Here is a 24,843-nt window from a genome sequence, read left to right on the forward strand (position 1 = left end):
ATATTGCAATTGACCTTTATTTTATCCGCTTCTTTCTATTGGTTTCATAATCTTGAAAAATCATTTCGCCCAAACCTTTCAATCCGGTGTAAAACGCTTTTCCTTGATTGGCTTCGGTAAATCGATCGACAAATTGCTGTAAATACGGATCGCTGGCAATCATAAAAGTTGTTATTGGAATGTGTAATTTTCTTGCTTGTTGCGCTTGGGAATAGCATTTATCCACAATATATTCGTCGAGTCCATTACTGTTCATATAATAGGAACCGTCTTTTTCACGAACACAACTTGGCTTTCCATCAGTAATCATGAAAATTTGTTTGTTGGTATTTCGTTTTCTGCGGAGAATATCCATGGCTAATTGTAAACCGGCAACCGTATTGGTATGAAAAGGCCCGACTTTTAGATACGGCAAATCTCGGATTGCAATCGTCCAAGCATCATTTCCAAAAACCAATATATCTAAAGTATCTTTTGGATAACGTGTCGTAATCAACTCAGCAAGAGCCATCGCTACTTTTTTGGCTGGTGTAATTCTATCTTCACCATACAAAATCATACTGTGGCTGATGTCAATCATCAAAACCGTACTCATTTGGGATTTGAATTGTGTTTCTTCAACAACCAAATCATTTTCGGTCAACATAAAATCGGCAACTCCATTATTGATTTGGGCATTACGTAAACTTTCGGTCAAAGAAATTCGTTCCAGTCCGTCACCAAAATGAAATTCCCGAAATTCTCCCGTATGCTCATCTCCGTTCCCGGAATGTTTTGTTTTGTGATTCCCGCTTCCCGATCGTTTTAAGTTACCAAAGATGTTATCTAAAGCTTGTTGCCGAATGGCACGTTCGGTTTTGGCTGTAATGCCAATTCCAGAAGTTCCATCATCTTTGAGTTCATCGCGGATGTATCCTTTTTTCTTTAAATCTTCGATAAAATCATCAATAGTATAATGTTCATCGGTGAGTTTATATTCTTTGTCTAATTCACGCAACCAATCGATTGCTTCATCAAAATCTCCCGAAGTATGTGTAATTAATTCTTTGAAAATCCCAAAGAGCTTATCAAACGGAGACTGAAATGGGGCTTCGTATTGCTTGAAATAAAATCCTTTTTTATTGTAATTTTTCATAGACTTTAAAATTACATCATTTTAAAATGTTGTCTATACAAACGTTTATTAATTTTTAGTTAAAAACATAAAGACAAGATGTAAACTGGATTTTATTCGAAAAAAAACTAATCAAAAAATTTTCCGTCGACATAAAACCAACTTCCGTTTTCGAGTTTGAAAGTAGAAAATTCGTGATGAATTTGTTTTTGTAGTTTGTTGTCCAAGAAATAAGCTTTGAATTCCACCGTATTTTCTGTAGCAGCGACAATTTCTAATTGAAGCCATTGATTTGAAGTTGCCCAATTCAGAATTTCAGATTTCGAATAGTATTTTCGCTCTGAAATATGGGTTGTTGCCAATAGGTAATCGGCGGCATGGGTTGCGTAAGCCGAGTAGCGGGAACGCATTAATTCTAAAGCTGTTGGTGCTTTTTCAGTTCCATTAATAAATGGTTCACAACATTCATCAAAGTTTTTTGGAGAACCACAATAGCATTTTATTTTTGTCATTTTATATCAAAAACTATTAAGAGCTATACATTACACTTGTCCGTCAAGTGCAATTATCTTTTGCTGCAATTGATTTAATAGTACCTGATACTTACTAATTTCGATTAGATCTTCATCTTCTTCTGCAAAATCCAGCAGTTCATCTAAATCTTCACTGACATCAACTAATTTATTATTAGCCTCTCTCCCATTTCTACTGGCAATCAAATCAATTATTTCCTGAACACCTTTTTTTAGCTCCGCAAATTTATTGTTTTCCATCTTTAATTATTTTCTGAATCCTTAGTCTCGTTAAACTTTTTGGTAATTTGTTTTAGCTTTTCTTTGCGCAACATTTCGGCTTGTTTTACTTTGTCCTGCGCTTTATGCAACTTGTCATTGTGCTTTTTTATATTTCTTTCGTTATTTCTACCCATGTCATTTTTTTTTTTAATTATCAAATTAACTATCTAATCTGAGAACTCCTGCAAAGTTCGGGTTATTTATTGAAATTCAAATTGTTTTTAATTGGAGAGTTTAACATTTTGAAAATACTCGGTTTAAACCTCTTTTCTATTGACTCTGATTATTTCTGTTTTTTTTAACAAGACATTATAATTTTTCTTAAAAATATTAGTTTTTATATAATTTTTGATGTGACAATGAATATAAACAATCATATAAGACATTTTAAAAGGCTAAAAACTAAGAATTTAACTATAATACTAAAATATTATGGTGTTCTATTATTTTTATCTATATTTATTTATTAAAAAATTAAGCTTTCTCTATCCCTCCAACTAGCACAAATGGACAATAAAAAATACCCTAAATTTATCAGTTGGTTCTTAAATAAACCGAAAACTACGGGCTTCATAACTTTCTTGTTTCTCAGCTATGTTGTAGGATTTCTAGTATATCAGCAATATCAACTTATAAAAGAAGATGAGCAAAGGGAAATGAACAATATCCTTCATATTGTTAATCAAAATTTAGAGCAATCGCTAAAAAACTGTTACACAACCACCTTAACATTAGCATTAACCATCAATGATAAAGGTATTCCTGAAAACTTTGATTATGTAGGCAAAAAGCTGATGGAATCAAATAATAGTATCAGTGCCGTACAATTGGTTCCAAACGGAGTGATAAAGTATATCTATCCTATGAAGGGTAACGAAGCAGCTATTGGTTTAAATATTTTAAGAACTCCTCATCTTAAAGAGGAAGCTTTGAAATCTGTTGCCTCTCAAAAAATGTATTTTGCCGGTCCTTTAAAACTAAAACAAGGCGGAATGGGAATTGTGGGAAGATTTCCCGTTTTTCGAAACAATATTTTTTGGGGATTTTCTGCTGTAATTATTAAATTAGAAGATTTGTTGAAATCTTCAGGAATTAATACTGTTGATGATTCAAAATATTATTTTCAGTTTTCAAAGGAAAATATAGTCACCAAAAAGGAAGTTTTTTACTTGCCCAACAAAAGTGATTTTTCTAAAAAATACAATATCTCTACAATTATTCCTGATGGAGATTGGAAATTATACTTAATATCTAAACATCAGAATTATTTTTACGCTCAGATTATAATTCCTGGTATTATAGGTCTGATTTTAGCGGCGCTTTTTGGCATTTTGATTTATACTTTATTAAAAATTCCAGAAGAACTTCAGTCTCTGGTAAATATTCAAGCCACAAAACTTTTTAATTCTGAAATAAAATTTGAAGCAATTTTTGATCAAGCAGCTGTAGGAATAGCTCATATTGATTCATTTACAGGTAATTTTATTGAGATAAATAATCAATATTGTAAATTATTGGGGTATTCAGAACAAGAAATGAAAGAGAGAAATTTTCAATCGATAACACACCCAGAAGATTTAGAAGAAGATTTAATGAATTTAGAAAAACTCCGAGATGGAAAAATCAAAGAGTATTCTATGGAAAAACGATATTATACAAAAGCAGGTGCCATTATCTGGATAAATCTTACTGTATCGCCACTGTTTAAAAAAGACAAAAAAGTAACAACCCACATTTCTATAGTTGAAGATATTTCATTAAAAAAAGAAGCTCAAAAATTAATCAAAAAAAGTGAAACCCGATTCCAAAGTCTATTTGAAGATTCCCCAATCCCTTTGTGGGAAGAAGATTTTTCTAAAGTTAAAAATCATCTTCAAAAATTAAACCTTATAAATGAAACTCCTGAAACCGTTTCTCTTTATCTAAAAATGCATCCTAATGTAGTTCATGAATGTATTTCTCTGGTGAAAATCATTGATGTCAATACAATGTGTCTTCGCCTTCATAAAGTTAAAACTAAAGAAGAATTAATTTCTGATCTTACACAAATCATCGATAAAGATTCAATTCCCGATTTTACAAAACAACTGATTGCCATAACACAGGGTGAAAAACAATTAATTGTTGATACTAAAATAAAAAATAAAGATGGCGAATATCGTGACGTAAATTTACGATGGAATGTAATTCAGGGATATGAAAAATCATTGGAAAGAATCATAGTTTCCACAGAAGACATTACAGACCGAAAATTGTCCGAAAACATAATTCTTTCATCGCAACAAAGAATTGAGTCCTTAATAAATACTATTGATGGAATCGTTTGGGAATGTGATGCTAAAACATTTGCCTTTAATTTTATAAGTCAAAAAGCCGAAAAAATATTAGGCTATACCGCAGAAGAATGGCTGTCGAGTAAAACTTTTTGGTCAGACCATATTCATCCGGAAGACAGACAGTGGACAATCGATTATTGTACTTTAAAAACAAAAGAAAATTTAAATCATGATTTTGAATATCGGATGATTGCTAAAAATGGAGCTGTTGTCTGGTTAAGAGATATTGTAAATGTAATTTCCGAAAATGACCAAGCTCTAAGTTTGCGAGGTATAATGATTGATATTACAACTACAAAAGAAGCCGAGAAAGATTTAAATGACTCTTTCAATTTAGTAACCGAGCAAAACAAAAGACTGCTGAACTTTTCCTATATAGTATCTCACAATTTAAGATCGCATACCAGTAACATCGCATCTATTATGTCTCTCATAGAATCTTCGGAATCTGAAGAAGAAAAAGATGAAATGATTCAATTATTAAAATCTGTTTCGAATTCCTTAAACGAAACCATGATTCACCTAAACGAAGTCATTAATATAAGAACCAATATTGGTCTGGTGTCAGAATCATTAAACTTACAGCAATATTTAGAAACTGTTCAAAGAGTGCTTTCTGAACAAATAAGCTCAAAAGATGTTTCTATTTCTACTATTATGCCTGATGATGTCATGATAAATTATAATCCGGCATACCTTGAAAGTATCCTTTACAACATTATTTCTAACTCTATCAGATACAGTCATCCAGAACGAAAACCCACGATAATCATTAAGTGGATAACTGATGACGAAAACAAAATCCTTCAGATTTCAGACAATGGTGTTGGGATAGATCTTGTTAAGAATGCTGATAAAATTTTTGGAATGTATAAAACATTCACTAATAATGCCGATTCAAAAGGAATAGGATTATTTATTACAAAAAATCAAATTGATGCCATGGGCGGAAATATCACTGTGGAAAGTGAACCCAATATAGGAACAACATTTAAAATCTATATCCAATGACAAAAAAAGCAATCTGGGTAATCGACGATGATGCAATTTATCAAATCATCATCAATAAAATCATTCAAAGATCTGAAATGTTTTCAACCATTACTTCTTTCAAAAATGGAAAAGAAGCAATAGATGCTTTGCATGATACAGTACATAATAAACCGGATAATACTGACGTACTTCCAGACATAATCCTATTGGATATTAATATGCCAATTATGGATGGATGGGAATTCATGGAAAAAATGGGACTGCTAAAATCTAAATTCAGCAAAAACATCATCGTATATATTGTAAGTTCTTCTATTGCCACTGAGGACAAAAACAAATCAAAAACGTATTCTGATATTTTAGGTTACTTATCTAAACCGGTCACCATGAATGATTTAGAATTAATTACTTCGAATGATTAAAAGACAGCTATTTGAATAAATAATTACTCACCTTTATTTCAATTCTCTTTTTATTTCTTCCAATGATTTATTGGTAAAGATTAGTTTTTCTATGATTTTTTTTCTTAAAATATCCAAATTCTCATAATCAAAATACTTAGCCCAAGAAGTCAGCGTAAATAAATTACGAACTTGCTTAATTCTTTTTGTGGTTTCAAAACTAGTTCTAAGAATGGCTTTATTATCATAATTTGGATTCTTTTTATGCTGATAATTAACCGTTTTCTTTAGATAATTTGCCTCTAAATAATATAGTTCATCGAGAGCATTATCAGGATAAAAATTAGTCCAAGGTGCAAAACCTAATTTTATTTTAGAATCGGTTTCTGGTTCTAATGGTTCTAAACGCCATTTACTGTTAGCCAATCGTCCCCAATGATTTGACAAACGATACATTCCCTCTTTAGTATAAAAATATTTACTTCCTGATTTGCTGTCATATTGAAGTTCTAATCCTTTTATGCTGTCCAAAGACGCTTCGTGAAAGACACAAAAAGTATTTTTGAATGAATTGGGGTTGGGACGAAATATTTTTTTCATTAAACAAAGGTAATCAGAAAGTCTAAAATTGAACAAGACAAGTAATATTTGATTAACTTTGCCAACTAGAATTAGTAAAAATAAATTGATTATGACCAAAGCTTCTGAAGAAAGAATGTTACAAAAAGGTGTTTACACCGGAATTATGGAAAAAGATGAGAACAACAACTTTTTTTGTGGTGAATATCTTTTAGACTATAAAATGGCACAAAAACATACTGTTGGTGATTGGATTACAATAAAATCAATAATTGAAAACCCAAGCGATATCAGTTATAACAAATATCCAAAAAAATCGAAAAACTTCGATAAAGCCAATAATAAACCACAGCAATAGTATTTTTGCATGCTACTTTTTTAAGCAAAAAATAGAAATCAAATTCTTTTTTTTGAATATTTTTTTGTCACAAACTAAAAATTTAAAAAAAAGTGTACCTTTGCAAAAAATTTGTCGATTTTGAAATCAAATTACATTGATTTAATAGTAAAAGACAAGTAGTTACCTTATTTATGAAAAAAATAGTTGAATACCGCAAACTGCTAAATGTAGATAAAACTGCAGAGCTGAAAGATTTGAAAACGATTTATCGTAACGCTATGAAAGAAGCGCATCCTGACAAATTTCAGGGCGATGAAGATGGATTGAAAGCTGCAGAAGAAAACAGTAAAAAAATCATTGAAGCATACCATTTTTTGGTAAGCATCAATCCTGAAACCATTAAACAAAATTTACCAGAATATACGGAGACGATCTCAACTTCTACCATTACAGATTATAAATTTGTTGAAGGTAGGTTGATTATCAACTTTTCAAATGGTAGTGTTTACGAATACATTAGTGTGCCTAAAGCAACGTATGTAAAAATGGTAAATGCTGATTCTCCTGGAAGATTTGCAAAAAGACATATCCTAAATTCTTTTACTTGGAGAAAAACAATCAACCAAGACTAGTTTTTTACAAAATCAAAAAAACAACTAAGCATCCTTCATCAGGATGCTTTTTTTTATTTCACAACTTTGAGTTATTTTAATCTAACTTACTTACAAACAAATAGTTAAAATAATAAAATATACGTTTTGAATCAAAATTTAAAATTAAAGGAATCATCATTTACTTTACAAAACACCTACAAATAAAATACACGATACCTTCTAATTAAGAATGAAAAATTATAACAAAAATTTAGGTTGCAAAATAATTTGTATTTTATATTTTTTAAATACTTTTGCAACCTTAACTTAATTAACTAATTAATAATGAAAAAAATAATTTTATTACTTTCGGCTGCTGTTGTTTTAATTTCTTGTAGCAAAGTTGGCAAAGATGAATACATCATTTCGGGGACTGCAACAGGAATTGAAAATGGTAAAACAATTATCTTGGAAACACAAGATGCGAGTGGAATGATGTTACCAAAAGATACTGTAAAGGTTGAAAATGGTAAATTCGAAATGAAAGGAACCATAACAGAACCTGCTTTCTACACAATTCAATTAGAAGGAGCACAAGTAAAAATACCTTTCATATTAGAAAATGCAGAAGTAACTATCGCCATTAACAAAGACAGTATCCAAAAATCTAAAGTTTCAGGAACTTATAACAATGACGAATACGTAGCATTCAATGAAGAAATCACTAAAGTTCAAAAGAAACTTATGGATTTCCAAAACAAGAACATGAAAGCTATGGAAACTGCTCAACAAACTAAAGATACAGTTGTTATCAATAAGTTGATGCAAGAATTTTCTAAAATTCAAGAAGAAGTTGGTGTAGCTTCAAAAGCTAAATACGTAACTTATGCTGAAACACATCCTAAAGCATTCATTTCTGCTTTGATTATCCAAGGTATGTTAAATGATCCAACTGCTGATGTTGCAAAATCTGAAAAATTATACAACAGCTTAGAAGAGTCATTGAAAAAAACAAAACCAGGTATTGCTATCAAAGCTAAGCTTGCTGAATTGAAAACGCCAGCTGTAGGAGCTGCTCCAGTTGCACCAGCACCAGCTGCTGAAGCTAAATGAAGAACAGATTTTTCTGGTCCTAATCCTCAAGGGAAAACAATTTCTCTGAAAGAAAATTTAGGAAAGGTTACAATCGTTGATTTTTGGGCTTCATGGTGTGGACCTTGTAGACAAGAAAATCCAAATGTTGTAGCAATTTACAAAGAGTTACACAGCAAAGGTCTTAACATAATTGGCGTATCTTTAGATAAGGATGCAAAAGCTTGGAAAGATGCTATTGCAAAAGATAAGCTAACTTGGAATCATGTTTCAAATTTAAAATTTTGGGACGAACCAATAGCTGCTCAATATAAAGTAGAATCAATACCGGCTACTTTTATTCTGGATGCGTCCGGAAATGTAGTCGCAAAAGATTTAAGAGGTGATGCGCTTAGAGCAAAAGTTATTGAACTTCTAGCAAAATAATTGCATTTATACCTATAAAATAAAAAATCTCCCTAGTGGAGATTTTTTTATTTTATTCAATACCAATGCATTAAAAATAATAGTAAAATTAAGTGTAAAATTAGTTTGCAGAAACCAAAACTGTTTCTATATTTGCAACCGCTTACAACAAATAAGTGTTGTACTCAAAGGCTTCGGGGAGATACTCAAGCGGCCAACGAGGGCAGACTGTAAATCTGCTGTGTAAACTTCGCAGGTTCGAATCCTGCTCTCCCCACCAAAAGGGTAAAAGAAGCAAAAAGGCAACTTTTTCAATCTTTTCAAAAACCCGCAAAAAACGTGGTAAAACCTGCAAATCCAAGGATTCGCAGGTTTTTTTATTTTAAAGCACTTTTCAATATTTATAAAAACGCTCAAAGTTTCTATGGCAAAATCGTGGCACATTACCGTGTTCGCAAAATGTGCCACAGAATACCACTTAAACACTAGTAAATACAGAGGTTAACGAGGTTAACGACTTGTTTTTTTGATGCTATAATTCTACATTTATTAATCTAAAAAGTTGAATTATGTTAGAGAGCAGCTTTGGGTTGGTTTTCTTTTTGAAAATCCCCCGCAATGAAAGTAAAATTAGAACAGTTTATCTTAGAATAACTGTAGATGGAATCCCTAAGGAAACATCCACCAAACGAAAATGGGACAGCGCCCGCTGGGACCAGAAAATCGAAAGGGCTATCGGCACCAAAGAAGATGCGAGATCCCTTAACTTTTTTCTGGATTCACTGATTTTAAAAATCAATGAATACAAGACCGAGATTATGTACAGCGGAAAACCGATAACTTCCCAAAAGATCATGGATTACATATTAGGAAACGTAACTCCAAGGGTTAAAGTACTGGAAGAATTTCAAAAACATAATGATGAAATGACTGCCTTACTGGGCAAAGGATATGCTAAAGGAACTCTTGATCGTTTTACCATTACGATAAATCATTTAAGGTCATTTATTCGATTTAAATTTAATACTGATGATATTGAATTTACAGATCTAAATCTTGAATTTATTAAGGACTTTGAGTTTTACCTGAGAACAGTTCGAAATTGCAGCAATAATACCACGCTTAAATACATTGCTAATTTCAAAAAAATTGTCATTCGTGCAATCGATAAGGAAGTCATCCTAAAAGACCCTTTTAAAAACTTTAAAAGCCGAAAAACCAAAATAGTTAAGAAACCTCTTTCCACACAAGAACTGTATGAATTGGAAAGGCATTATTTTACCACAGAAAGACTTAATGTCGTCAGAGATGTATTTGTATTCCAATGTTACACGGGATTAGCTTATATCGACGCATATCAATTAAAAAAAACCGATATCAAAGATGGTATTGACGGGAATTCTTGGATAATGTCTGAAAGACAAAAAACGGGTTCTCCCACAAATGTCCCACTATTGCCGCAAGCACTAAAAATAATTAAAAAATATGAAGAACACCCTCTCTGTTTGCAGCGTGGTACCGTTTTACCAGTTTCTTCCAACCAGAAAATGAACGAGTATCTAAAAGAGATTGCGACTCTATGCGGTTTTCCCTTCACATTAAATACACATATGGCACGTCGAACCTTTGGAAGTACAGTTACATTAAACAATAATGTCCCCATTAATGTAGTCAAGGAAATGCTAGGTCATGCGTCTGTTAAACAGACGGAAGCCTATGCCATTACAGAACAGGTAACCATTGGACGCGAAATGTCACTGCTCAATAAAAGACTGTCTAAAACGTCTCTTAAGATGTCCAAAGTAGATTTGGCTGTACTTTCAAGATTAGAAAAAGATATAAAAAGAATTAAGGAAAAATATAATATATCCTCATCTTAATTCATATACTGGAAACAAAAATAAATATTAAAACAAAGAGGTTATCTCATTAGTTATGAGATAACCTCTTTTCATGTAGTTCAACTTCACTCCTATAGTCTGGATGGTATGAGGGGCTGTACTTGAAATATCCAAAATCTTGAAGCTGTTTAAAGTATTTATGGTAGGTTGGCAGTGTATTTATATGCGACAATGCCATTATTTTACTGCGACTAACTTTGATTCTCTGCCATTGTCTCTGCCTATAACCTAAATTTAGAATTGCCGCTAAAATGGCCAGATGCCAAACATTAAGCCTTGGATCGTCCATACAAATGGATAAATAGTTCATGATTTGGTCTTCACTTGGTTTATTTGTCTGGTTCATCATTGAAAAGTTTCTGAAGATCTTCTTTATTGTAATAATACGAGCCCAGAACTTTTTTAAATCGGACTTTCTGTGTCACTCTGAGATTCTGCACTGAACCTGCAGAGATATCCAACAGCTTTTTGACAGCCTTACTTTTGAGCCATTCTGGCTGTACTAATTCCGTTTGCGCATGAGTGGTCTCTTGAACTAAAATGCGCATTTTATCTAATAATTGCAGACCAAACTGCCTTAAATCTTCTTTTGTTATAATTTCTTCCATAACATTTTTTTTAAAATTTGACTGTCGCATATTTTCATTTACCAAAAAATAAATTTTGCTTTTTTGATTTCTTTTTTTAATCGGTACAACTACTAAATTATTAGAATGATACTGAAATAATCAATCTTCGGCTTTAAAAGGAGATTCTTGGCTATGATTGGCTGTTCATCAACTCTTGGCAATTAATCTATAGTAGAGGCAACTTCAAAAATGCTTTCAAAAACGAGCCTTAAGCAAACGAATCATCCTCGGGTTGAAGAAAACCTTTAGCGATAGTATTTTGTAATTTTTGCCGAGAGTTTTTTTTGCAATTCTCCTTAGTGGTAAATCTCACCCTGATAAGTATTAGTTTGATATTCTATACTTTTCCATTCTACAGTGCATCACCTTTTCTATCGGTATAGTCTCTAGTTTAGTATTTTTTTTCGGCCCATATCCCTCCTTATAAATCATGAATATCCTCCCCAGTGATTAATATGGCATGCAATCTAAAAATGATACAATCTTATTAGAGAAAATGTCTTTCTCATGGTACTATTTGTCCTTATATGGAATCCAATATCTTCAAAACAAATATTTCACGGATTAAGAATTCAATCAGTTATTCTAGCTATTTTTTTTCACCGTTTTATCTCATTTAACTTCTTTTCTTCCTATTTCATTTGGTGAGGAGCACGGATGCTTGGTTCTTTTTTTTCAGGAGCAAAGGTATTTACGTGCAAATTCCAGTGATATTGACCACCCAATTCCAATTTAAAGTGAGCACCTGATTCCAATTCAAAATGACCACCCAATTCCGGGGCAAAATGACCACCCCATTTTTCATTAAAAACTACTCTTTTTCATCTGTTAATTAGTGTTCAAATATACTTAAATATTATCCTTTGTTTATCCCTCTTTTTTTTCTCATAGATTCTCCATGTAATTCGAGTCGATGAGATTGATGTATCAGCCTATCCAAAATTGCATCAGCTATGGTTTTTTCTCCAATGATGTCATACCAGCCTTGCACTGGGATTTGTGAGGTTACAATGATAGAACCGTTATTATGCCTGTCTTCAATGATCTCTAAAAGGGTAATTCGGTTACTGCTATCCAAAGCTTGGAGTCCAAAATCGTCTAATATAATAACATCTTGCCGTTCTATTTTGGCCAATTCTCTCAGGTAAGAACCATCTGCTTTGGCCATTTTTAATTTAGCAAACAGCTTCGAAGTATTAAAATAACTTACTTTAAAACCTTGGATACAGGCTTGATAACCTAATGCTGTGCCTAAATAACTTTTGCCTACACCAGTGCTTCCCGTTATTAAAATGTTTTCATTTTTTTCGACAAATTCACATTCTGCCAGACGCAGTATGGTATTTCGATCCAGATTACGGGTTTGGTCAAAATTGATACTTTCAATATTTGATTTGTAATGGAATCGGGCGTTGGTGATACTGCGGGCAATACGCCGATTGTGCCTTTCATCCCATTCGGCATCAATAAGCATCGATACAAACTGATCGAGCGTGTAATGGTCTGTTTTTCCGCTTTCAATGGCTGTTTTAAAAGCATTGTGCATGCCGTAAAGCTTCATTTGTTTCATTTTTGTTACTGTGGATTCATTCATGATTACTGTGTTTTAATTTAATTATAATACTGTTTTCCTCTTATGTTAGCGTGAATTGGAAGTTCCTGCTCAGGTTCTTGTTCAAATTCGATATGATCTAAGTTGTTTTCTAAAATATTTTGAATGGTCTTAAAATTGTAAATTTTAAAATCAAGTGCCCGCTTACAGGCATTTATTAATCGCTCTTTCCCTACCTTTTTCTCGAAGTTTAATATTCCCAAACAACTTTTATAAGCCTGTTCAGGATGGTTTCTACTTTCAATTATTTGCATAATATATTCTGCTACTGACTCGTCAATACTACTGGCCCAATCAATGAAGCGGGCAGCACTCCACTGAGCTACAAATTGATGCGTGCTAGCCATATGTTCCGGGATTGTGGTATAGATATAAGGTTTGTAATTCCTTGGATGGATGGCTATTCGATTGTATTTGTGATAGATCTCTACCGTTGATTTGGTATACAATAGTTTCGCTTTTTTCTTGACATATTGATACGGAACGCTATAGTAATTTTTGTCCTGACTTAATTGAACATGCCCATTTTGCATTACTGTTGCAAAGGATTGGTATTTGATTTCAAAACGTTCTTGTGGTAATGGACTTAGTTTTTGTTGTTCATCTTCTAAAAATAATTCTATCCGAGAGTACGGACGTCCTGTGAGTTTTCGACTGTTATGAGCATCCAATAAATCCCATATTTGCTGGTTTAATTCTTCCAGAGAAAAGAATTTAGTTTCTTTTAGATTTACATAAATCCTTCGATACAAGATCTTAACAGCTCCTTCAACCAATGATTTGTCTCGGGGTTTATAAGCCCTGGCAGGCAAGATTGTAGTTTGGTAATGTTCGGCTAAATCAGCCAAGGTTTCATTAATGGTGGGTTCAAAACGACTGCTTTTTATCACTGCAGATTTTAAATTATCCGGAACAATTGCCGCAGGAGTACCTTCAAAAAAACGCATAGCATTTTCTACCGATGTAACAAAATCTTCCTTTTGTTGGCTCATGGAAGCTTCGGCATAGGTGTATTGACTGGCTCCTAATATGGCTACAAAAAATTGTACTTCTTTAATTTCTCCCGTGTCTTTATCAATGATGGAGAGTGTTTTTCCAGCATAATCCACATACATTTTATCACCCGCTTTGTGATTCATGTGCATCACTGGATTGACTCGTTTGCTCCATATTTTATAATGATGTCCAAATTGCGAGCTTCGGTAACCATTAGGATTTAGGACAATATATTGCTCCCACATGTGCTGTATGGTAACGCCAACTTTTTTTAGTTCGCGTTCCATTTTAGGAAAAAAATCATAAAGAAGCTGCAGTTTGGGACTGATTGATTCCACGGTAGTGTGTGAGAACAAAAGTTCTAACTCAGCATCAGTTTTTTCACTAATTACTTCAAAACTTAATCCTAGCACTTCAAATAAAGAAATATACTTCTTTACCGTATTTCTAGAAAGAGATAAGTACTTACTTATGAATAACTTACTTTTTCCGTTACAGTAGAACTTAATTGCTTTTCTAATTTTACTCATGTCTGTTATTTTGTTTGCCATAATCCGTCTTTTTTTAACGAATGTATGGTGCTAACAACATGAAAAAGTAAGTAGTTTTTGATGATCAATTGTACCCCAAAATTAGGTGGTCAATTTGAACTGGAAAGTGGTGGTCAGTTTGCTCCGAAACTGGTGGTCAATTTGCACTGGAATAGGATGGTCAATTTGACTGGTTTTTCCACTCTTGTCAGCCGTATTCCAGACTTGAACCGACGAAGGGTCTGGCATCGCTCGCTCCGTTTTTTCTTCCATTCCAAAAAACACCCGTTGTCCGTCATCTGAAATCAGCAAGGCCGTAGTATAGTTTGCCCCAATAGCGTGCGTAGGTGCGAGAGTTGGATGTCCAGAAAGATAAAGTGTAGCCAACTTTTGCGTTTGTGTATCGTAGGCATATACCGCTCCTCTAGCATTCTTTTCTATCGTGTCCGTATATGCACTCAAGAAGGCCAAGGTGGTTCCCGAGGCGTTCCATTCCAACTGCCGCAGTATAGTTGCATTTTCCAACAAGGTGGTCTTTCTCAATTTTTTATCCAGCTCAATAATAACCACAACAAAGCGGTCTTCTTTTTGCGTGATGCAGGCGACTTTGCTTAGTGTCGGATCCATTTTCCATGCGACAAGATTAGGTATTTCTTGCTCTAGCTTCCCATTTATATCGGTAATCAAAAGGGCTTCCTTGTCATTGGGCGCACTTTGCAGTACTAAATAACGGTTGTTTTTTGCTATTACATATTCGGATATCTGCTCCAGTAACACACTACTTTCTTTTGTCAAATCGAAAATAGTAAGGGTATTTCCGGGCTGTTGGTAAATTAATTTAGATTCTACCACAAAGTTTGGTTTGAATCCTTTTGCAAAGGCATGAACTTTAAAGGAAGCTGTGTTTTTTACAAAAAGCGTATCAGCGTTGGAGTTATAGTGATGGGTATAAGTCATCCAATTTCCCTGCTGGGAAATACCCATTGTAAAGAGTTGGTGCCAACGACCATAATCTTCCGTCAACAACTCTCTTTTTTGCTTCATTTGAGCATGGAGGGAGTGGAGACAGGAGAGGGTTACTATTAAGTACAGAAGGTAGTATTTATATCTTTTCATTTTAATAGCCAGTGTTTTGCGGTTTTAAATTGGGATTTAGCAGCAGTTCTGTTTCTGGTAGCGGCAGTATCTTGTCATTCGTATCCCAACCTGGTTTTGTAGGGGTTAGTATTTCATCGAGCAGGTTATTTCTTTTCAAATCAAAAAAACGATGCCCTTCCGAAAAGAGTTCACTTTTTCGCTCTTTGACAATTGCGTTAAGGATTTGCTCCGCGGTTAAGGCTGAACTGTTTCCAAGACCGGCTTTATTTCGTATTTTGTTGAGGTCTTCTAACGCAGTGGTCAGTTCTCCCTGTTGGGCTCTTGCTTCGGCCCGAATCAAATACAACTCTGCAGTTCGAAATACAATAGTATACTCTAACGAGCCCTGCGAATTATTATAGGCTTTATATTTATAGGCATGGTACCACACGGCTGTTCCATTCGTCACTTCCTTTATCCACTGTGCTCTTCTGAGGTCTCCTGCTTCAAAAGAATTTACGAAGGCCACACTTAAGGCCGAAACTGGTGGCGGACCTTGTAGAAACACATGGGTTTCAGCTTCTAAAGTATTACGTCCATCCGTGTCAGGCAATAATTGCCAGATGTTGCCCAAGTTACCTTTCAAAAAGACAGTTTCTAAGTTATGATCATCCGCATAGAGCGTGGTATTGTTGAGTACTGCAGAGGCACTATTGGCGGCCTCTGCCCATCTGCCACTGTACAAATACAAGCGTGCTAAAAGGGCTTGCACTGTTGCCTTGTTGGGGCGTATGCGCTCCGAACTAATGTAAGCTACACCCAATAGTGCTTCTGATTCGAGCAAATCCGCTTCTGCATTTTCATATACTTGTATCTTACCTACTTTGCCAATCTTGGTGTTGGCTCTATAATCGGTCGTTTTTACATAGGGTATCGCATCAAATAGATTTGTCAAATGAAAATGCAAAAGGGCTCGGATGAAGAGGGCTTCGCCTCGAAGCTGTTCTTTTTGAAAAGAAGTTAGGGATTTGGAGTTTTCAACGCCTTCTAATAGGGCATTGGTAGCATATAGTTGCTGGTAGGTTGTGTTCCACCAGTCTTTAACATCCGTATTAGTGGGCAATACAATATTATTGTAAAAGGAAGCATCGGTCTGCCCACCCGCGCCATAAAATGTCAATTCATCGGTGTATTCGCCTAATTTTACATGCATACCTTTAGGATTCCCCGTCAGCAAGCCGCTGTCTCTAATTTGCGCATAAATAGAGACTAATGCAGCCGTTGCGGTGCTGTTGTTTTCAAAAACTAGTGTAGAGGAAAGCTGGGTGGAAGGAACTTCTACTTGCACGAATTCATCACAAGAGATGGTTGTTAATGTGATTCCAAGCAAAAATATCCCCAGTGTATTTGACCAAATGGAAAACCGACTGTTTTTTTTAGTTCTATTTTTCATAATGAGTAGTATTAGAAATTAAGTTGTATTCCTGCCGTTACAATTTTTAAAGGTGGTAGTGAATTGGTAGTTAAAAATTCAGGATCAGCTCCTTTGTAGTGTGTAAAGGTGAGCAGGTTCTGTCCTTCCATGACTATTTTGCATGCAGCACATCCCAGCCAGTTCTTAGGTAAGTTGTAGCTCAAGGCAATATTTTTTAAGCGAATAAAGGAAGCGTCCGTAACGACACCATCACTACTGTAGTAATTTATTTGAGCGGTAACAGCGCCTGCATCCATGCCGGTTGTAAAACGTTGGTAGGTAGCGATGTCTCCCGGTTTTTGCCAGTGGTTTGAAAGTGCTGCGGCTTGGTTGCCCAGCATTCCGGGAAAGCCAACTGCTGCCGTGTTTAGATTTTGTTGCTTCACAAATTGAAACAAGAAATCCAACTGCCAATTTTTATACCTTATTTGGTTTTGCAAACCCCCATAAAATTTAGGATTAAGGTCTACAATAGCTGTTTTGTCAGCGTCGGCAGTAATTTTACCATCGCCGTTGACATCCTTAAATTGATAGAAGCCCGTTTGGGGGTTGACTCCTTCAAAGTGGTACATTTTACGAATGTTCAGTGGAGCTCCTATAGCGAATTGATTGCGATAAGTAGAGGCTTCTAAATCAGGGAAAGACAGTAATTTGTTCTTAAGTGCCGTGGCATTAAAGCTGGTACTCCAGCTAAAATTTTTGGTTTCTAGGTTTAGGGTTCGCAATGTTACTTCTATCCCTGAATTTTGTACGGTAGCATCCAGATTGGCTTGGATGGAAGTAAAACCTGTTGTAGAGGGTAATGGTGTACCTACTAATTGATTCGAAGATCGGTTGCTGAAAGAAGCTAGTGTCAAGAAGATTTTATCTTTCAAGAAGCCCATTTCCAGTGCGACTTCCAATTTTCGGTTGGTTTCCCAAGCAAAATTGGGATTGAATAATCGGGTAGGCACTAAGCCAATAACGCCTTGGTAGTTACCTCCCGTTGCGCTGTAGGTATCTAAAAACTGGTAATTGCCAATCTGGTCACTACCCGTAATCCCGTAACTGGTTCTCAGTTTTCCAAAACTTAGCACACTATTCGTTAAAAAGGATTCTTCGCTAAACAGCCATGCAGCTCCAACGGCTCCAAAAGCGGCAAACTGTTTTCCAGGACCAAATCGACTGGAGCCATCGCGTCTGCCGGTCAAATTGAAGATGTATTTCTTTTTCCAATTCAAATTGACACGTCCAAAAAAGGCTTGGTATTTGTAAACCGAATAGTCATCAATATCCACCGCTATATCCGAGGCAGCTGCAAGGTTGTTGATGAGACTGTTACTGGTAAAACCACTCGCGCGTTGCACCAGTTTACGAGCTGTTTGTTGCTGAAAAGTACTTCCCAACAGCACATCTAGTTCAAGATCGTCCTGCAAGTTTTGTCTGTAATTAAGTTGAGGTTCGATAATCCAAGATTGGCGTGTGGTATTTCCAATCGAAATCAATGAATATTCAGGACCCACTTCCCAAGCTGGGTCATAGACGGTAGAGGGTTGTGAACTACTTTCTTGGTGTTTTAGATCGGTGAAACCCAAGTTGGATTTGATTTCCATATTGGGAAGCAGTCGATAGGAAAGCATTAAATTAGAAACCAAATCGTAGGTTTTAGCGAGGAATTCTCCTTGTAAATTGCGCAATGGATTATTGAATGTACCGTTTTCCCAATTTAGGTTGCCTTCTTCATCGTACAATGCGGGTGCATTGGGAGCCAGCGTTCGAGACTCCACGGTGTAATCCTTTGCCGGTTGGTCGTTATCTTGAAGCGTGTATCCGGCCGCAAAGTTGGTTTTGAAACGTTTGTCCTCCGAAGTATGGTTTAAGTTGACGCGGATATTTCCTTTTTGGTAGTTGAAATCGCCGGGAAATACCGTGGTTTCTTTTCCGTAATTCCCACTGATCAGAAACTGGGTCAATGCGGAACCTCCAGAAATGGAGCTTTGCACATTGGTTATTTGTGCTGTTCCTCCTGTCAATTTCTTTTGCCAGTCGGTATACCGATTGAGATCCCAGGTACCATTCACATCGTAGGCATTGGCAGGATAGATGGTAACCCCATCGTTAGCGAAAGCCTCTCTACGCATCTCAAGATATTGTTGAGTCTTCATCAAGTCGGCAAATCGGGTGACTTGTGCCGTTCCACGGTTTAGGTTGAACGAGAAAGTTGTTTTACCGGCTTTACCTTTTTTGGTTGTCAGCAGCACTACGCCATTGGCGCCTCTTGACCCATAAATAGCCGTGGCGTCGGCATCTTTAAGAATCTCAATACTTTCAATATCTCCAGGGTTGATGTTGTTGAGAGGGCTGGTGGGTAATGGCATAACGGTAGCTGTATAGCCTACACCAATAGGATCAGAAGCATAGGGCACCCCATCGATGATGTAGAGCGGTGCATTTCCGTCGGTTCGTAAACTGTTTTGACCCCGTATTTTAATGTCGAAACCACTTCCTGCAATACCTGAACTTTGCACGATATTCACCCCCGCCATTCTGCCTTGCATGGCGGCCAATACGTTCGTTACAGGTTGCTTTTCAATATCTTTAGCCGTAATGCGGGCAATACTTCCAGTGCGTTCTTTTTCTTTGACGGAATAATAGCCTGCATTGACACGGACTTCTTGTAAAGAGGTTATGTCTTCCAGTAATTGTATGTTGACAGTTTTACGACCTTTTATGGGAACTATTGCTGTTTTGAATCCTATGAAAGAGACTATCAAAGTATCTGTAGCATTAGCCGAAAGGATGTATTGCCCGTTGAAGTCGGAGCTAACGGTATTGTTTCTTTTTCCTTTTATGGAAATTGTCACACCGGGTAAAGGGCTTGTGCCATCAGTGATGATACCGTTTATTGGGTTTTGCTGTCGCACAGACAGCATTGGCCTCAGTCTGTTGTTTGCTAGAGCTGGGGTGCAGGATAATAAGAACCCGATAATAAACGGATACCAAAGTGCTCCCAAGCCTTTGTTTAATGAAATAATTTTCATAATATTGGTTTAGTTAAATGAAATGTGAGTTTTGTTTTGCTATGGTCCTCTAGTTTAGCTTGCCGGCGAGTTAGGGGACTTTTTTTTTAGGTGCAGAGCCACTAAGGCGCAAAAGCACTAAGTTTTTGTTATATCATAGGCGTTTTTTAGTTATGAGTTGATATTGCGGCTAAATAACCTGTATCTCAACTATAAAGCCACAGGCACATCGTTGCTATAAAAAGTATAATTATTCCTATTTGTATTTGTTTGTAGTATTTCATGGGTGTGTTTTTTAGTTAAGGTTTAAGAGTTTATGTTGCGGCTAAATTACCTGCACCTTTTATTAACAAATTCAAATTAAATTAACTAGGTGTTTTTATTCAAAGGACCTTTCGGTGCAGGAGTTTTTTAGTTATGGGTTATTGGTTTTATCGCGAATTCGCGAATTATTTATTTAGTTTGGGTGATCTGTTGTCTGTTATTGGTTTAAAGTTGGCATAGGTGTTCCCGACCGGTTACGAAAAGGGTGTTTTCCTAACTGAGATTTATGAGTAATGGGTTTAGGGTTTAAAAAACTCCTTTTGCTCTCCTTTCTGAAACAAACTTTAAAATTTTAATATACCATTTGGAAAATAGAAATAAAGGCAATACCTTTAAAGTGCGAGTTTAAAGAGGAAAAGCTTAAATCTAAGTGCCAAAAGCATTTTAGGTTTGGGTTGTGGTTTGATATAGAGAGGATTGTCTTTTTATATAATTCCCTTTTTTTATATCAAGGTACAGTTAAACACATCAGGACTAAAATTCTGATGGGGGAAGTGTCTCTGATAAGAGTACTTCTCGGTGTTTGTTTCCCTATCCTAACACAATGTTTGTTTCAGTTTTGAGACAGCAAAAGGTAGCTTGCGTTTAGCAGGTAGTTAAGGTGGTTTGGTAACGGTTGTACATAAAAAAATCGTTCTCATAATTTATAGGTTTATGGTTATGGAACGATGTATTTCGGGTATGAAGAGTACTTGCAAAAAAAGCAAGGAGCGGTTTCACACTTTAGGACCGTGGGCGACCAAACCCGTCTTTTAAATCTTTCGATTGAAAAGTTACCTCCTAAAGCTAACGTGAGAACCGCTCGCATGCCGTTGCAAAAGTAATAAACTTTTTGACATGGAGCGACTTCACGATACTCTCGAGGTAAAATTGGCCGTTTCGGTTCGAGAAAACATCGTTTTAATTATGCCAAAAAAGGCTAATTGTCAATTCGCTAGAACAAATATAATAATAATATTTAATTATCCAACAAGTTGGATATTATATTTCACTTTAAATGGAAAAAATATTTGCATTTCAAACGACTCAATTCGATTTTGAGTTGATAAATCACATTAGAAATTTGAGAAAATTAAAAGGTTTTACTAAGGAAGATTTAAGTCTGGCGATGGGTGTAGCAAAAACATTTGTTGGAAATGTTGAATCATTTACTCAACGACACAAATATTCTACGCGTCATATTGCCTTATTGGCAAAGGCGTTTGGGTATAAAAATATTTCAGACCTGATGAAGTTCCCTACTCCTCAATATGATAAAATTAAAGTAACCGTAAAGCAAACTATGAATGAAAGCGGTACTAAAGCTTTGAGGTCGGAGGTGGTGAAGATTGAGCATTTAAAATAATTATACTATATTTAAATGTATTTAGGGAAAACCGTAAACAAACTTTATAAAATTTGATATAAGTAAAAAAAGAATTTTACTTATGAATAAATTAATGTTACTATTATCGTTTTGCTTAGCGATTATTATCCTTTTCTTGATCTTCCCTAAATTGGCACTTATTGTTGCAATGCCTATTAGAATTGTTATTGTCTCTGTTTCAAAGATTTTGGAGACTTATAATAACAAAAAAAGAAATAATATTTAATATAGAAAAATATTATTTACGAATTAGACTCTACAAATAGTTCAGAAAAGAAATAAATAATTGGAAAAGATGCTGTGAGGCGTCTTTTTCTGTTTTATAGCGGTATGGGATATTTGTCAATTACTGAGTATATAAATAAGTTAGGGACAAGCTGTCAAAAATAACTAAAACTATAATCAAATACTATTTAAAATCAACCGCTTATAAATATTTAATATAAGCTATCTATGTATTTATATATAAAACATATTATATTTGCACCAACACGTCCACCCCGCTTCCTTGTAATTAATAGCGCGCTCAGGGTGGATTTTCTATTTTATATTGATGGCAAAAGTTCCTTATACTAAACCAGCCCTTTCATATACAGACCAACTACAAAGACTTAAAGACAGAAATCTTACAATAGAAAATGATTCTAAAGCAATACATCTTTTAGAAAAGATAAGTTATTATAGATTAAGTGGGTATTGGTATCCAATGCTGAAAATACCTAAATCAAATCATATTTTTAAAGAAAACTCAAATTTAAAAAATGCTTTTAAACTTTATTGTTTTGATAGAGAACTTAGAAAGCTAATATCAGGAGAGCTTGAAAAAATTGAAGTTGCTGTAAGAGCTAGGATGATTTATACGTTGTCGCATACTCATGGACCATTTTGGTTTGATGATTCCACACTTTTTCAAAATAATTGGACTTTTAACAAGACTAATGCACGTTTTACAAAAGATTTTAGCGATAGTGATGAAGAATTTATCAAAAACTTTAAATTAAATTATTCTGAAAATTTACCACCAAGTTGGATGATGTTGGAGATTACATCTTTCGGTAGCCTTTCAATTGTTTTTAAAAATCTTAAAGCGAGCAGAGAAAAAAGATTTATTGCTAATTCTTTTGGCGTAAACGAAACCACATTCCAATCTTGGCTCCATAGTATGGTTTATATTCGTAATGTTTGTGCTCATCATGGAAGACTTTGGAATAGAAACATGAGTATTACACCTTCTATCCCTACATCGCCTATAAACCCATTTTTAAATATTACGACTCTTCCTAACCATGATGTTACTCAACCTCCAATTGATTTAAACAATAGGACGTACTACATTTTATCAATGATTATTTATTTGCTAAATCCGATAAATCCAAATCATACTTTCAAAGAAAAATTATTTGACTTATTGAAAAAATACCCAATGATTGATGTAAAAGCTATGGGATTTCCCGAAGGTTGGGAAAATGAAAATATATGGAAATGGAAAAATATTGTTATATCACAAAAATGGTATAATATTTTATCTAAAAAAATTATAAAAAAGTTTAATAAACTTCATTCTTAGCTAAAAAAGCAGTCGCTAAGTTTTCGTTGTGCATATAGCCGAAACAATGAAAAACTCAGGTCGCACAACCTCTGAAAAAATCCGAATCGGCAGAAAACGTATAAAAAAACAACCTCGTTTAAGTCATTTGAGGGAGGTTTGTTTTTAAATTACTGGATTTATAGACTGGAATAAGAATATATGAGAAAGGTGCTGAGACAGCATCTTTTTCTGTTTTTATAGCGCTAAGTAATTCTTATCAATTCGGGATTAAAGCTTATCAAAAAAGGATTATTTGATTTCATGCTAAAAAAAGAAATCTTATACCTTCTATATTTGAGGTATGGAATGGTATGAAATAATAGGATTTATTGTATTGTGGTTTGTGGGGCTTTGCCTTAGAGGGAAGTTTTATGAAAAATTGGGAAATAGGTATTTTAATGGGAGTTGGAGGAAAAGGAAATAGGTAGATGTGCTGAGGTCTTTTTAGAATCTTCCTATTTACGCTAATGGATTTCTTTTATCATACGTTCAATTTCTGCGTGTTGCTGCTCCATTTTTTCATCATATGTCTTTTGCCTTTTTTCGGAAGTGACTAGATTCATTTGGAATTCTTCATTTATTCGAACAAGTTCTTTTTCTAAAGCCAGAGTCTCATTGTGACTATAAATCAAGAGAACCGATAACAATGTAATACTGAAGAAATAGAAATGATATTCCAGTAGTAAATATTTTAGTACTTGAATTGTTTTTGATAGCATATTGTAAGCTTTAAAATGTTCTTTTGAAAAAATTTAAGACTAATGTAAATGTACTAGAAGGCATTTATTATCACTTCAAAAATATAAATTTATTAGAAAAATAACTCTACTATTAAAAATATATCGTAATATTGCAATATAAACATATAGCGATGGGAGCAACTAAGACAGATCATTTTACAGAACAGCAAAACGAGCTGGCAATTTTAGCTAAGGCTTTAGGGCATCCGGCACGTATTGCCATCCTGGAATATTTGATGACAGTAGATACCTGTATCTGCGGGGACATTGTAAACGAATTGCCATTGGCTCAACCTACGGTTTCACAACACCTTAAAGAACTTAAAAATGCAGGACTGATCAAAGGCAATATTGAAGGTAACTCCATTTGTTACTGCATCAATGAACCCGGATTTGAAAAAATCAAAGGTTTTTTTCAACATGTAGCCGATTACCTTCAGAAAAAGAAAACAGATTGTTGTTAAATCATTTAAATAATAAAAATCATGAAACTATCAGAAATTAAAAAACATTTAGAAACTTTGGAAGCAGTAAATTTTATGCTTCCTGACGGATCATTTGTTCCGGAATACTTCCATGTTACCGAAGTTGGTTTAATTACCAAGAATTTTATAGATTGTGGCGGAACAGTACGAAAAGAAACTGTTGTGAATTTCCAGCTGTGGGATGCCAATGATTATGATCACCGTTTGAAACCGGGAAAATTACTTAGCATAATTGCGCTGTCTGAAAAAGTATTGGGCATCGAAGATTATGAAATCGAGGTAGAATACCAAGACACCACAATTGGTAAATATGATCTGGGTTTTAACGGTCAAAATTTCCAGCTTATCAATAAACAAACTACATGTTTGGCAAAGGAACAATGTGGGATCCCATCTGAAAAACAAAAAGTTAACTTAACAGAAATCACTACTAATAATGCTAATAGCTGTACTCCTGGAGCAGGCTGTTGTTAAT

The 24,843-nt window shown here is 34.7% G+C and carries 23 protein-coding genes and 1 tRNA gene; 12 read left to right on the forward strand and 12 right to left on the reverse strand.

What is annotated here, in order from left to right; translation table 11 throughout:
* Positions 1–16: 16 nt before the first annotated feature.
* From Q1W72_RS01335 to Q1W72_RS01350, 4 genes are all read right to left on the reverse strand, one after another.
* Positions 17–1,135 (reverse strand): VWA domain-containing protein, encoded by a 1,119-nt coding sequence (locus Q1W72_RS01335; RefSeq protein WP_302136887.1) that lies wholly within the window; start codon positions 1,133–1,135, stop codon positions 17–19.
* A gap of 107 nt (positions 1,136–1,242) precedes the next feature.
* On the reverse strand, positions 1,243–1,626 hold the full coding sequence (locus tag Q1W72_RS01340; protein WP_121342132.1) for a YchJ family protein: 384 nt from the start codon (positions 1,624–1,626) through the stop codon (positions 1,243–1,245).
* A gap of 30 nt (positions 1,627–1,656) precedes the next feature.
* Entirely contained in the window at positions 1,657–1,887 is a 231-nt protein-coding gene (locus Q1W72_RS01345; protein WP_121342133.1) for a hypothetical protein, read from the reverse strand.
* A gap of 2 nt (positions 1,888–1,889) precedes the next feature.
* A complete protein-coding gene (locus Q1W72_RS01350; protein ID WP_099715352.1) occupies positions 1,890–2,042 on the reverse strand; it encodes a hypothetical protein in 153 nt (50 codons plus the stop codon).
* A 372-nt stretch (positions 2,043–2,414) separates the two neighbouring features.
* On the opposite strand from Q1W72_RS01350, the gene Q1W72_RS01355 reads away from it, so the two are divergent.
* Together Q1W72_RS01355 and Q1W72_RS01360 are read left to right on the forward strand one after the other, a co-directional pair.
* On the forward strand, positions 2,415–5,255 hold the full coding sequence (locus Q1W72_RS01355) for a PAS domain S-box protein (RefSeq protein WP_302136890.1): 2,841 nt from the start codon (positions 2,415–2,417) through the stop codon (positions 5,253–5,255).
* Complete coding sequence (locus Q1W72_RS01360) at positions 5,252–5,659, forward strand: response regulator (RefSeq protein ID WP_099715350.1); 408 nt, start codon at positions 5,252–5,254, stop codon at positions 5,657–5,659. The genes Q1W72_RS01355 and Q1W72_RS01360 overlap by 4 nt, the downstream gene beginning before the upstream one ends.
* A 33-nt stretch (positions 5,660–5,692) precedes the next feature.
* Here Q1W72_RS01360 and Q1W72_RS01365 read toward each other — a convergent pair whose 3' ends face one another.
* Positions 5,693–6,238: a hypothetical protein gene (locus tag Q1W72_RS01365; protein WP_302136893.1), complete on the reverse strand. Its 546-nt coding sequence runs from the start codon at positions 6,236–6,238 to the stop codon at positions 5,693–5,695.
* Between the two features lie 91 nt (positions 6,239–6,329).
* Between Q1W72_RS01365 and Q1W72_RS01370 the strand changes: the two genes are divergently transcribed.
* The 6 genes from Q1W72_RS01370 to Q1W72_RS01390 all read left to right on the forward strand — a co-directional run bounded on the left by Q1W72_RS01370 (position 6,330) and on the right by Q1W72_RS01390 (position 10,527).
* Positions 6,330–6,575 (forward strand): hypothetical protein, encoded by a 246-nt coding sequence (locus Q1W72_RS01370; RefSeq protein WP_035672083.1) that lies wholly within the window; start codon positions 6,330–6,332, stop codon positions 6,573–6,575.
* A 173-nt stretch (positions 6,576–6,748) separates the two neighbouring features.
* Positions 6,749–7,189: a KTSC domain-containing protein gene (locus Q1W72_RS01375; protein WP_099715348.1), complete on the forward strand. Its 441-nt coding sequence runs from the start codon at positions 6,749–6,751 to the stop codon at positions 7,187–7,189.
* Positions 7,190–7,495: 306 nt separating this feature from the next.
* Complete coding sequence (locus tag Q1W72_RS01380; RefSeq protein ID WP_099715347.1) at positions 7,496–8,263, forward strand: DUF4369 domain-containing protein; 768 nt, start codon at positions 7,496–7,498, stop codon at positions 8,261–8,263.
* A gap of 45 nt (positions 8,264–8,308) precedes the next feature.
* On the forward strand, positions 8,309–8,668 hold the full coding sequence (locus Q1W72_RS17020) for a TlpA family protein disulfide reductase (RefSeq protein ID WP_367881678.1): 360 nt from the start codon (positions 8,309–8,311) through the stop codon (positions 8,666–8,668).
* Between the two features lie 175 nt (positions 8,669–8,843).
* Positions 8,844–8,927, forward strand: a tRNA-Tyr gene (locus Q1W72_RS01385).
* Positions 8,928–9,216: 289 nt separating this feature from the next.
* Complete coding sequence (locus Q1W72_RS01390; RefSeq protein ID WP_302136898.1) at positions 9,217–10,527, forward strand: site-specific integrase; 1,311 nt, start codon at positions 9,217–9,219, stop codon at positions 10,525–10,527.
* A 350-nt stretch (positions 10,528–10,877) separates the two neighbouring features.
* Here the strand turns inward: Q1W72_RS01390 and Q1W72_RS01395 are convergent, their stop codons facing one another.
* From Q1W72_RS01395 to Q1W72_RS01420, 6 genes are all read right to left on the reverse strand, one after another.
* Complete coding sequence (locus Q1W72_RS01395; RefSeq protein ID WP_302136900.1) at positions 10,878–11,156, reverse strand: DNA-binding protein; 279 nt, start codon at positions 11,154–11,156, stop codon at positions 10,878–10,880.
* An 877-nt stretch (positions 11,157–12,033) separates the two neighbouring features.
* Positions 12,034–12,771: an IS21-like element helper ATPase IstB gene (gene istB / locus Q1W72_RS01400; RefSeq protein WP_113667236.1), complete on the reverse strand. Its 738-nt coding sequence runs from the start codon at positions 12,769–12,771 to the stop codon at positions 12,034–12,036.
* A 17-nt stretch (positions 12,772–12,788) separates the two neighbouring features.
* A complete protein-coding gene (istA, locus tag Q1W72_RS01405; RefSeq protein ID WP_158730039.1) occupies positions 12,789–14,336 on the reverse strand; it encodes an IS21 family transposase in 1,548 nt (515 codons plus the stop codon).
* Positions 14,337–14,417: 81 nt separating this feature from the next.
* A complete protein-coding gene (locus Q1W72_RS01410; RefSeq protein ID WP_302136902.1) occupies positions 14,418–15,431 on the reverse strand; it encodes a hypothetical protein in 1,014 nt (337 codons plus the stop codon).
* A gap of 1 nt (position 15,432) precedes the next feature.
* Entirely contained in the window at positions 15,433–16,845 is a 1,413-nt protein-coding gene (locus Q1W72_RS01415; protein WP_302136904.1) for a RagB/SusD family nutrient uptake outer membrane protein, read from the reverse strand.
* An 11-nt stretch (positions 16,846–16,856) separates the two neighbouring features.
* Positions 16,857–19,886, reverse strand: a complete 3,030-nt coding sequence (locus Q1W72_RS01420; protein ID WP_302136906.1) for a SusC/RagA family TonB-linked outer membrane protein — start codon at positions 19,884–19,886, stop codon at positions 16,857–16,859.
* Positions 19,887–21,186: 1,300 nt separating this feature from the next.
* On the opposite strand from Q1W72_RS01420, the gene Q1W72_RS01425 reads away from it, so the two are divergent.
* Both Q1W72_RS01425 and Q1W72_RS01430 read left to right on the forward strand, forming a co-directional pair.
* Entirely contained in the window at positions 21,187–21,534 is a 348-nt protein-coding gene (locus tag Q1W72_RS01425) for a helix-turn-helix domain-containing protein (RefSeq protein WP_302136908.1), read from the forward strand.
* Positions 21,535–22,108: 574 nt separating this feature from the next.
* Positions 22,109–23,122, forward strand: a complete 1,014-nt coding sequence (locus Q1W72_RS01430; protein ID WP_302136909.1) for an Abi family protein — start codon at positions 22,109–22,111, stop codon at positions 23,120–23,122.
* 485 nt (positions 23,123–23,607) lie between these two features.
* Here the strand turns inward: Q1W72_RS01430 and Q1W72_RS01435 are convergent, their stop codons facing one another.
* Complete coding sequence (locus Q1W72_RS01435) at positions 23,608–23,862, reverse strand: hypothetical protein (protein ID WP_302136911.1); 255 nt, start codon at positions 23,860–23,862, stop codon at positions 23,608–23,610.
* 152 nt (positions 23,863–24,014) lie between these two features.
* On the opposite strand from Q1W72_RS01435, the gene Q1W72_RS01440 reads away from it, so the two are divergent.
* The gene (locus Q1W72_RS01440) at positions 24,015–24,347 is read left to right on the forward strand and encodes a helix-turn-helix transcriptional regulator (protein WP_302136913.1); all 333 of its coding nucleotides are present in this window, start codon (positions 24,015–24,017) and stop codon (positions 24,345–24,347) included.
* Positions 24,348–24,368: 21 nt separating this feature from the next.
* Entirely contained in the window at positions 24,369–24,842 is a 474-nt protein-coding gene (locus Q1W72_RS01445) for a DUF6428 family protein (protein ID WP_302136915.1), read from the forward strand.
* Position 24,843 lies beyond the last annotated feature (1 nt).

This window comes from Flavobacterium sp. ZE23DGlu08, assembly GCF_030505335.1.
GTDB classification, from domain to species: domain Bacteria; phylum Bacteroidota; class Bacteroidia; order Flavobacteriales; family Flavobacteriaceae; genus Flavobacterium; species Flavobacterium algoritolerans.

What these genes read in the sequence shown, in the direction of transcription:
- Q1W72_RS01335 (WP_302136887.1), bottom strand. Translation starts at nt 1,135, where the DNA reads ATGAAAAATTACAATAAAAAAGGATTTTATTTCAAGCAATACGAAGCC.
- Q1W72_RS01340 (WP_121342132.1), bottom strand. Translation starts at nt 1,626, where the DNA reads ATGACAAAAATAAAATGCTATTGTGGTTCTCCAAAAAACTTTGATGAA.
- Q1W72_RS01345 (WP_121342133.1), bottom strand. Translation starts at nt 1,887, where the DNA reads ATGGAAAACAATAAATTTGCGGAGCTAAAAAAAGGTGTTCAGGAAATA.
- Q1W72_RS01350 (WP_099715352.1), bottom strand. Translation starts at nt 2,042, where the DNA reads ATGGGTAGAAATAACGAAAGAAATATAAAAAAGCACAATGACAAGTTG.
- Q1W72_RS01355 (WP_302136890.1), top strand. Translation starts at nt 2,415, where the DNA reads ATGGACAATAAAAAATACCCTAAATTTATCAGTTGGTTCTTAAATAAA.
- Q1W72_RS01360 (WP_099715350.1), top strand. Translation starts at nt 5,252, where the DNA reads ATGACAAAAAAAGCAATCTGGGTAATCGACGATGATGCAATTTATCAA.
- Q1W72_RS01365 (WP_302136893.1), bottom strand. Translation starts at nt 6,238, where the DNA reads ATGAAAAAAATATTTCGTCCCAACCCCAATTCATTCAAAAATACTTTT.
- Q1W72_RS01370 (WP_035672083.1), top strand. Translation starts at nt 6,330, where the DNA reads ATGACCAAAGCTTCTGAAGAAAGAATGTTACAAAAAGGTGTTTACACC.
- Q1W72_RS01375 (WP_099715348.1), top strand. Translation starts at nt 6,749, where the DNA reads ATGAAAAAAATAGTTGAATACCGCAAACTGCTAAATGTAGATAAAACT.
- Q1W72_RS01380 (WP_099715347.1), top strand. Translation starts at nt 7,496, where the DNA reads ATGAAAAAAATAATTTTATTACTTTCGGCTGCTGTTGTTTTAATTTCT.
- Q1W72_RS01390 (WP_302136898.1), top strand. Translation starts at nt 9,217, where the DNA reads ATGTTAGAGAGCAGCTTTGGGTTGGTTTTCTTTTTGAAAATCCCCCGC.
- Q1W72_RS01395 (WP_302136900.1), bottom strand. Translation starts at nt 11,156, where the DNA reads ATGGAAGAAATTATAACAAAAGAAGATTTAAGGCAGTTTGGTCTGCAA.
- istB (WP_113667236.1), bottom strand. Translation starts at nt 12,771, where the DNA reads ATGAATGAATCCACAGTAACAAAAATGAAACAAATGAAGCTTTACGGC.
- istA (WP_158730039.1), bottom strand. Translation starts at nt 14,336, where the DNA reads ATGGCAAACAAAATAACAGACATGAGTAAAATTAGAAAAGCAATTAAG.
- Q1W72_RS01410 (WP_302136902.1), bottom strand. Translation starts at nt 15,431, where the DNA reads ATGAAAAGATATAAATACTACCTTCTGTACTTAATAGTAACCCTCTCC.
- Q1W72_RS01415 (WP_302136904.1), bottom strand. Translation starts at nt 16,845, where the DNA reads ATGAAAAATAGAACTAAAAAAAACAGTCGGTTTTCCATTTGGTCAAAT.
- Q1W72_RS01420 (WP_302136906.1), bottom strand. Translation starts at nt 19,886, where the DNA reads ATGAAAATTATTTCATTAAACAAAGGCTTGGGAGCACTTTGGTATCCG.
- Q1W72_RS01425 (WP_302136908.1), top strand. Translation starts at nt 21,187, where the DNA reads ATGGAAAAAATATTTGCATTTCAAACGACTCAATTCGATTTTGAGTTG.
- Q1W72_RS01430 (WP_302136909.1), top strand. Translation starts at nt 22,109, where the DNA reads ATGGCAAAAGTTCCTTATACTAAACCAGCCCTTTCATATACAGACCAA.
- Q1W72_RS01435 (WP_302136911.1), bottom strand. Translation starts at nt 23,862, where the DNA reads ATGCTATCAAAAACAATTCAAGTACTAAAATATTTACTACTGGAATAT.
- Q1W72_RS01440 (WP_302136913.1), top strand. Translation starts at nt 24,015, where the DNA reads ATGGGAGCAACTAAGACAGATCATTTTACAGAACAGCAAAACGAGCTG.
- Q1W72_RS01445 (WP_302136915.1), top strand. Translation starts at nt 24,369, where the DNA reads ATGAAACTATCAGAAATTAAAAAACATTTAGAAACTTTGGAAGCAGTA.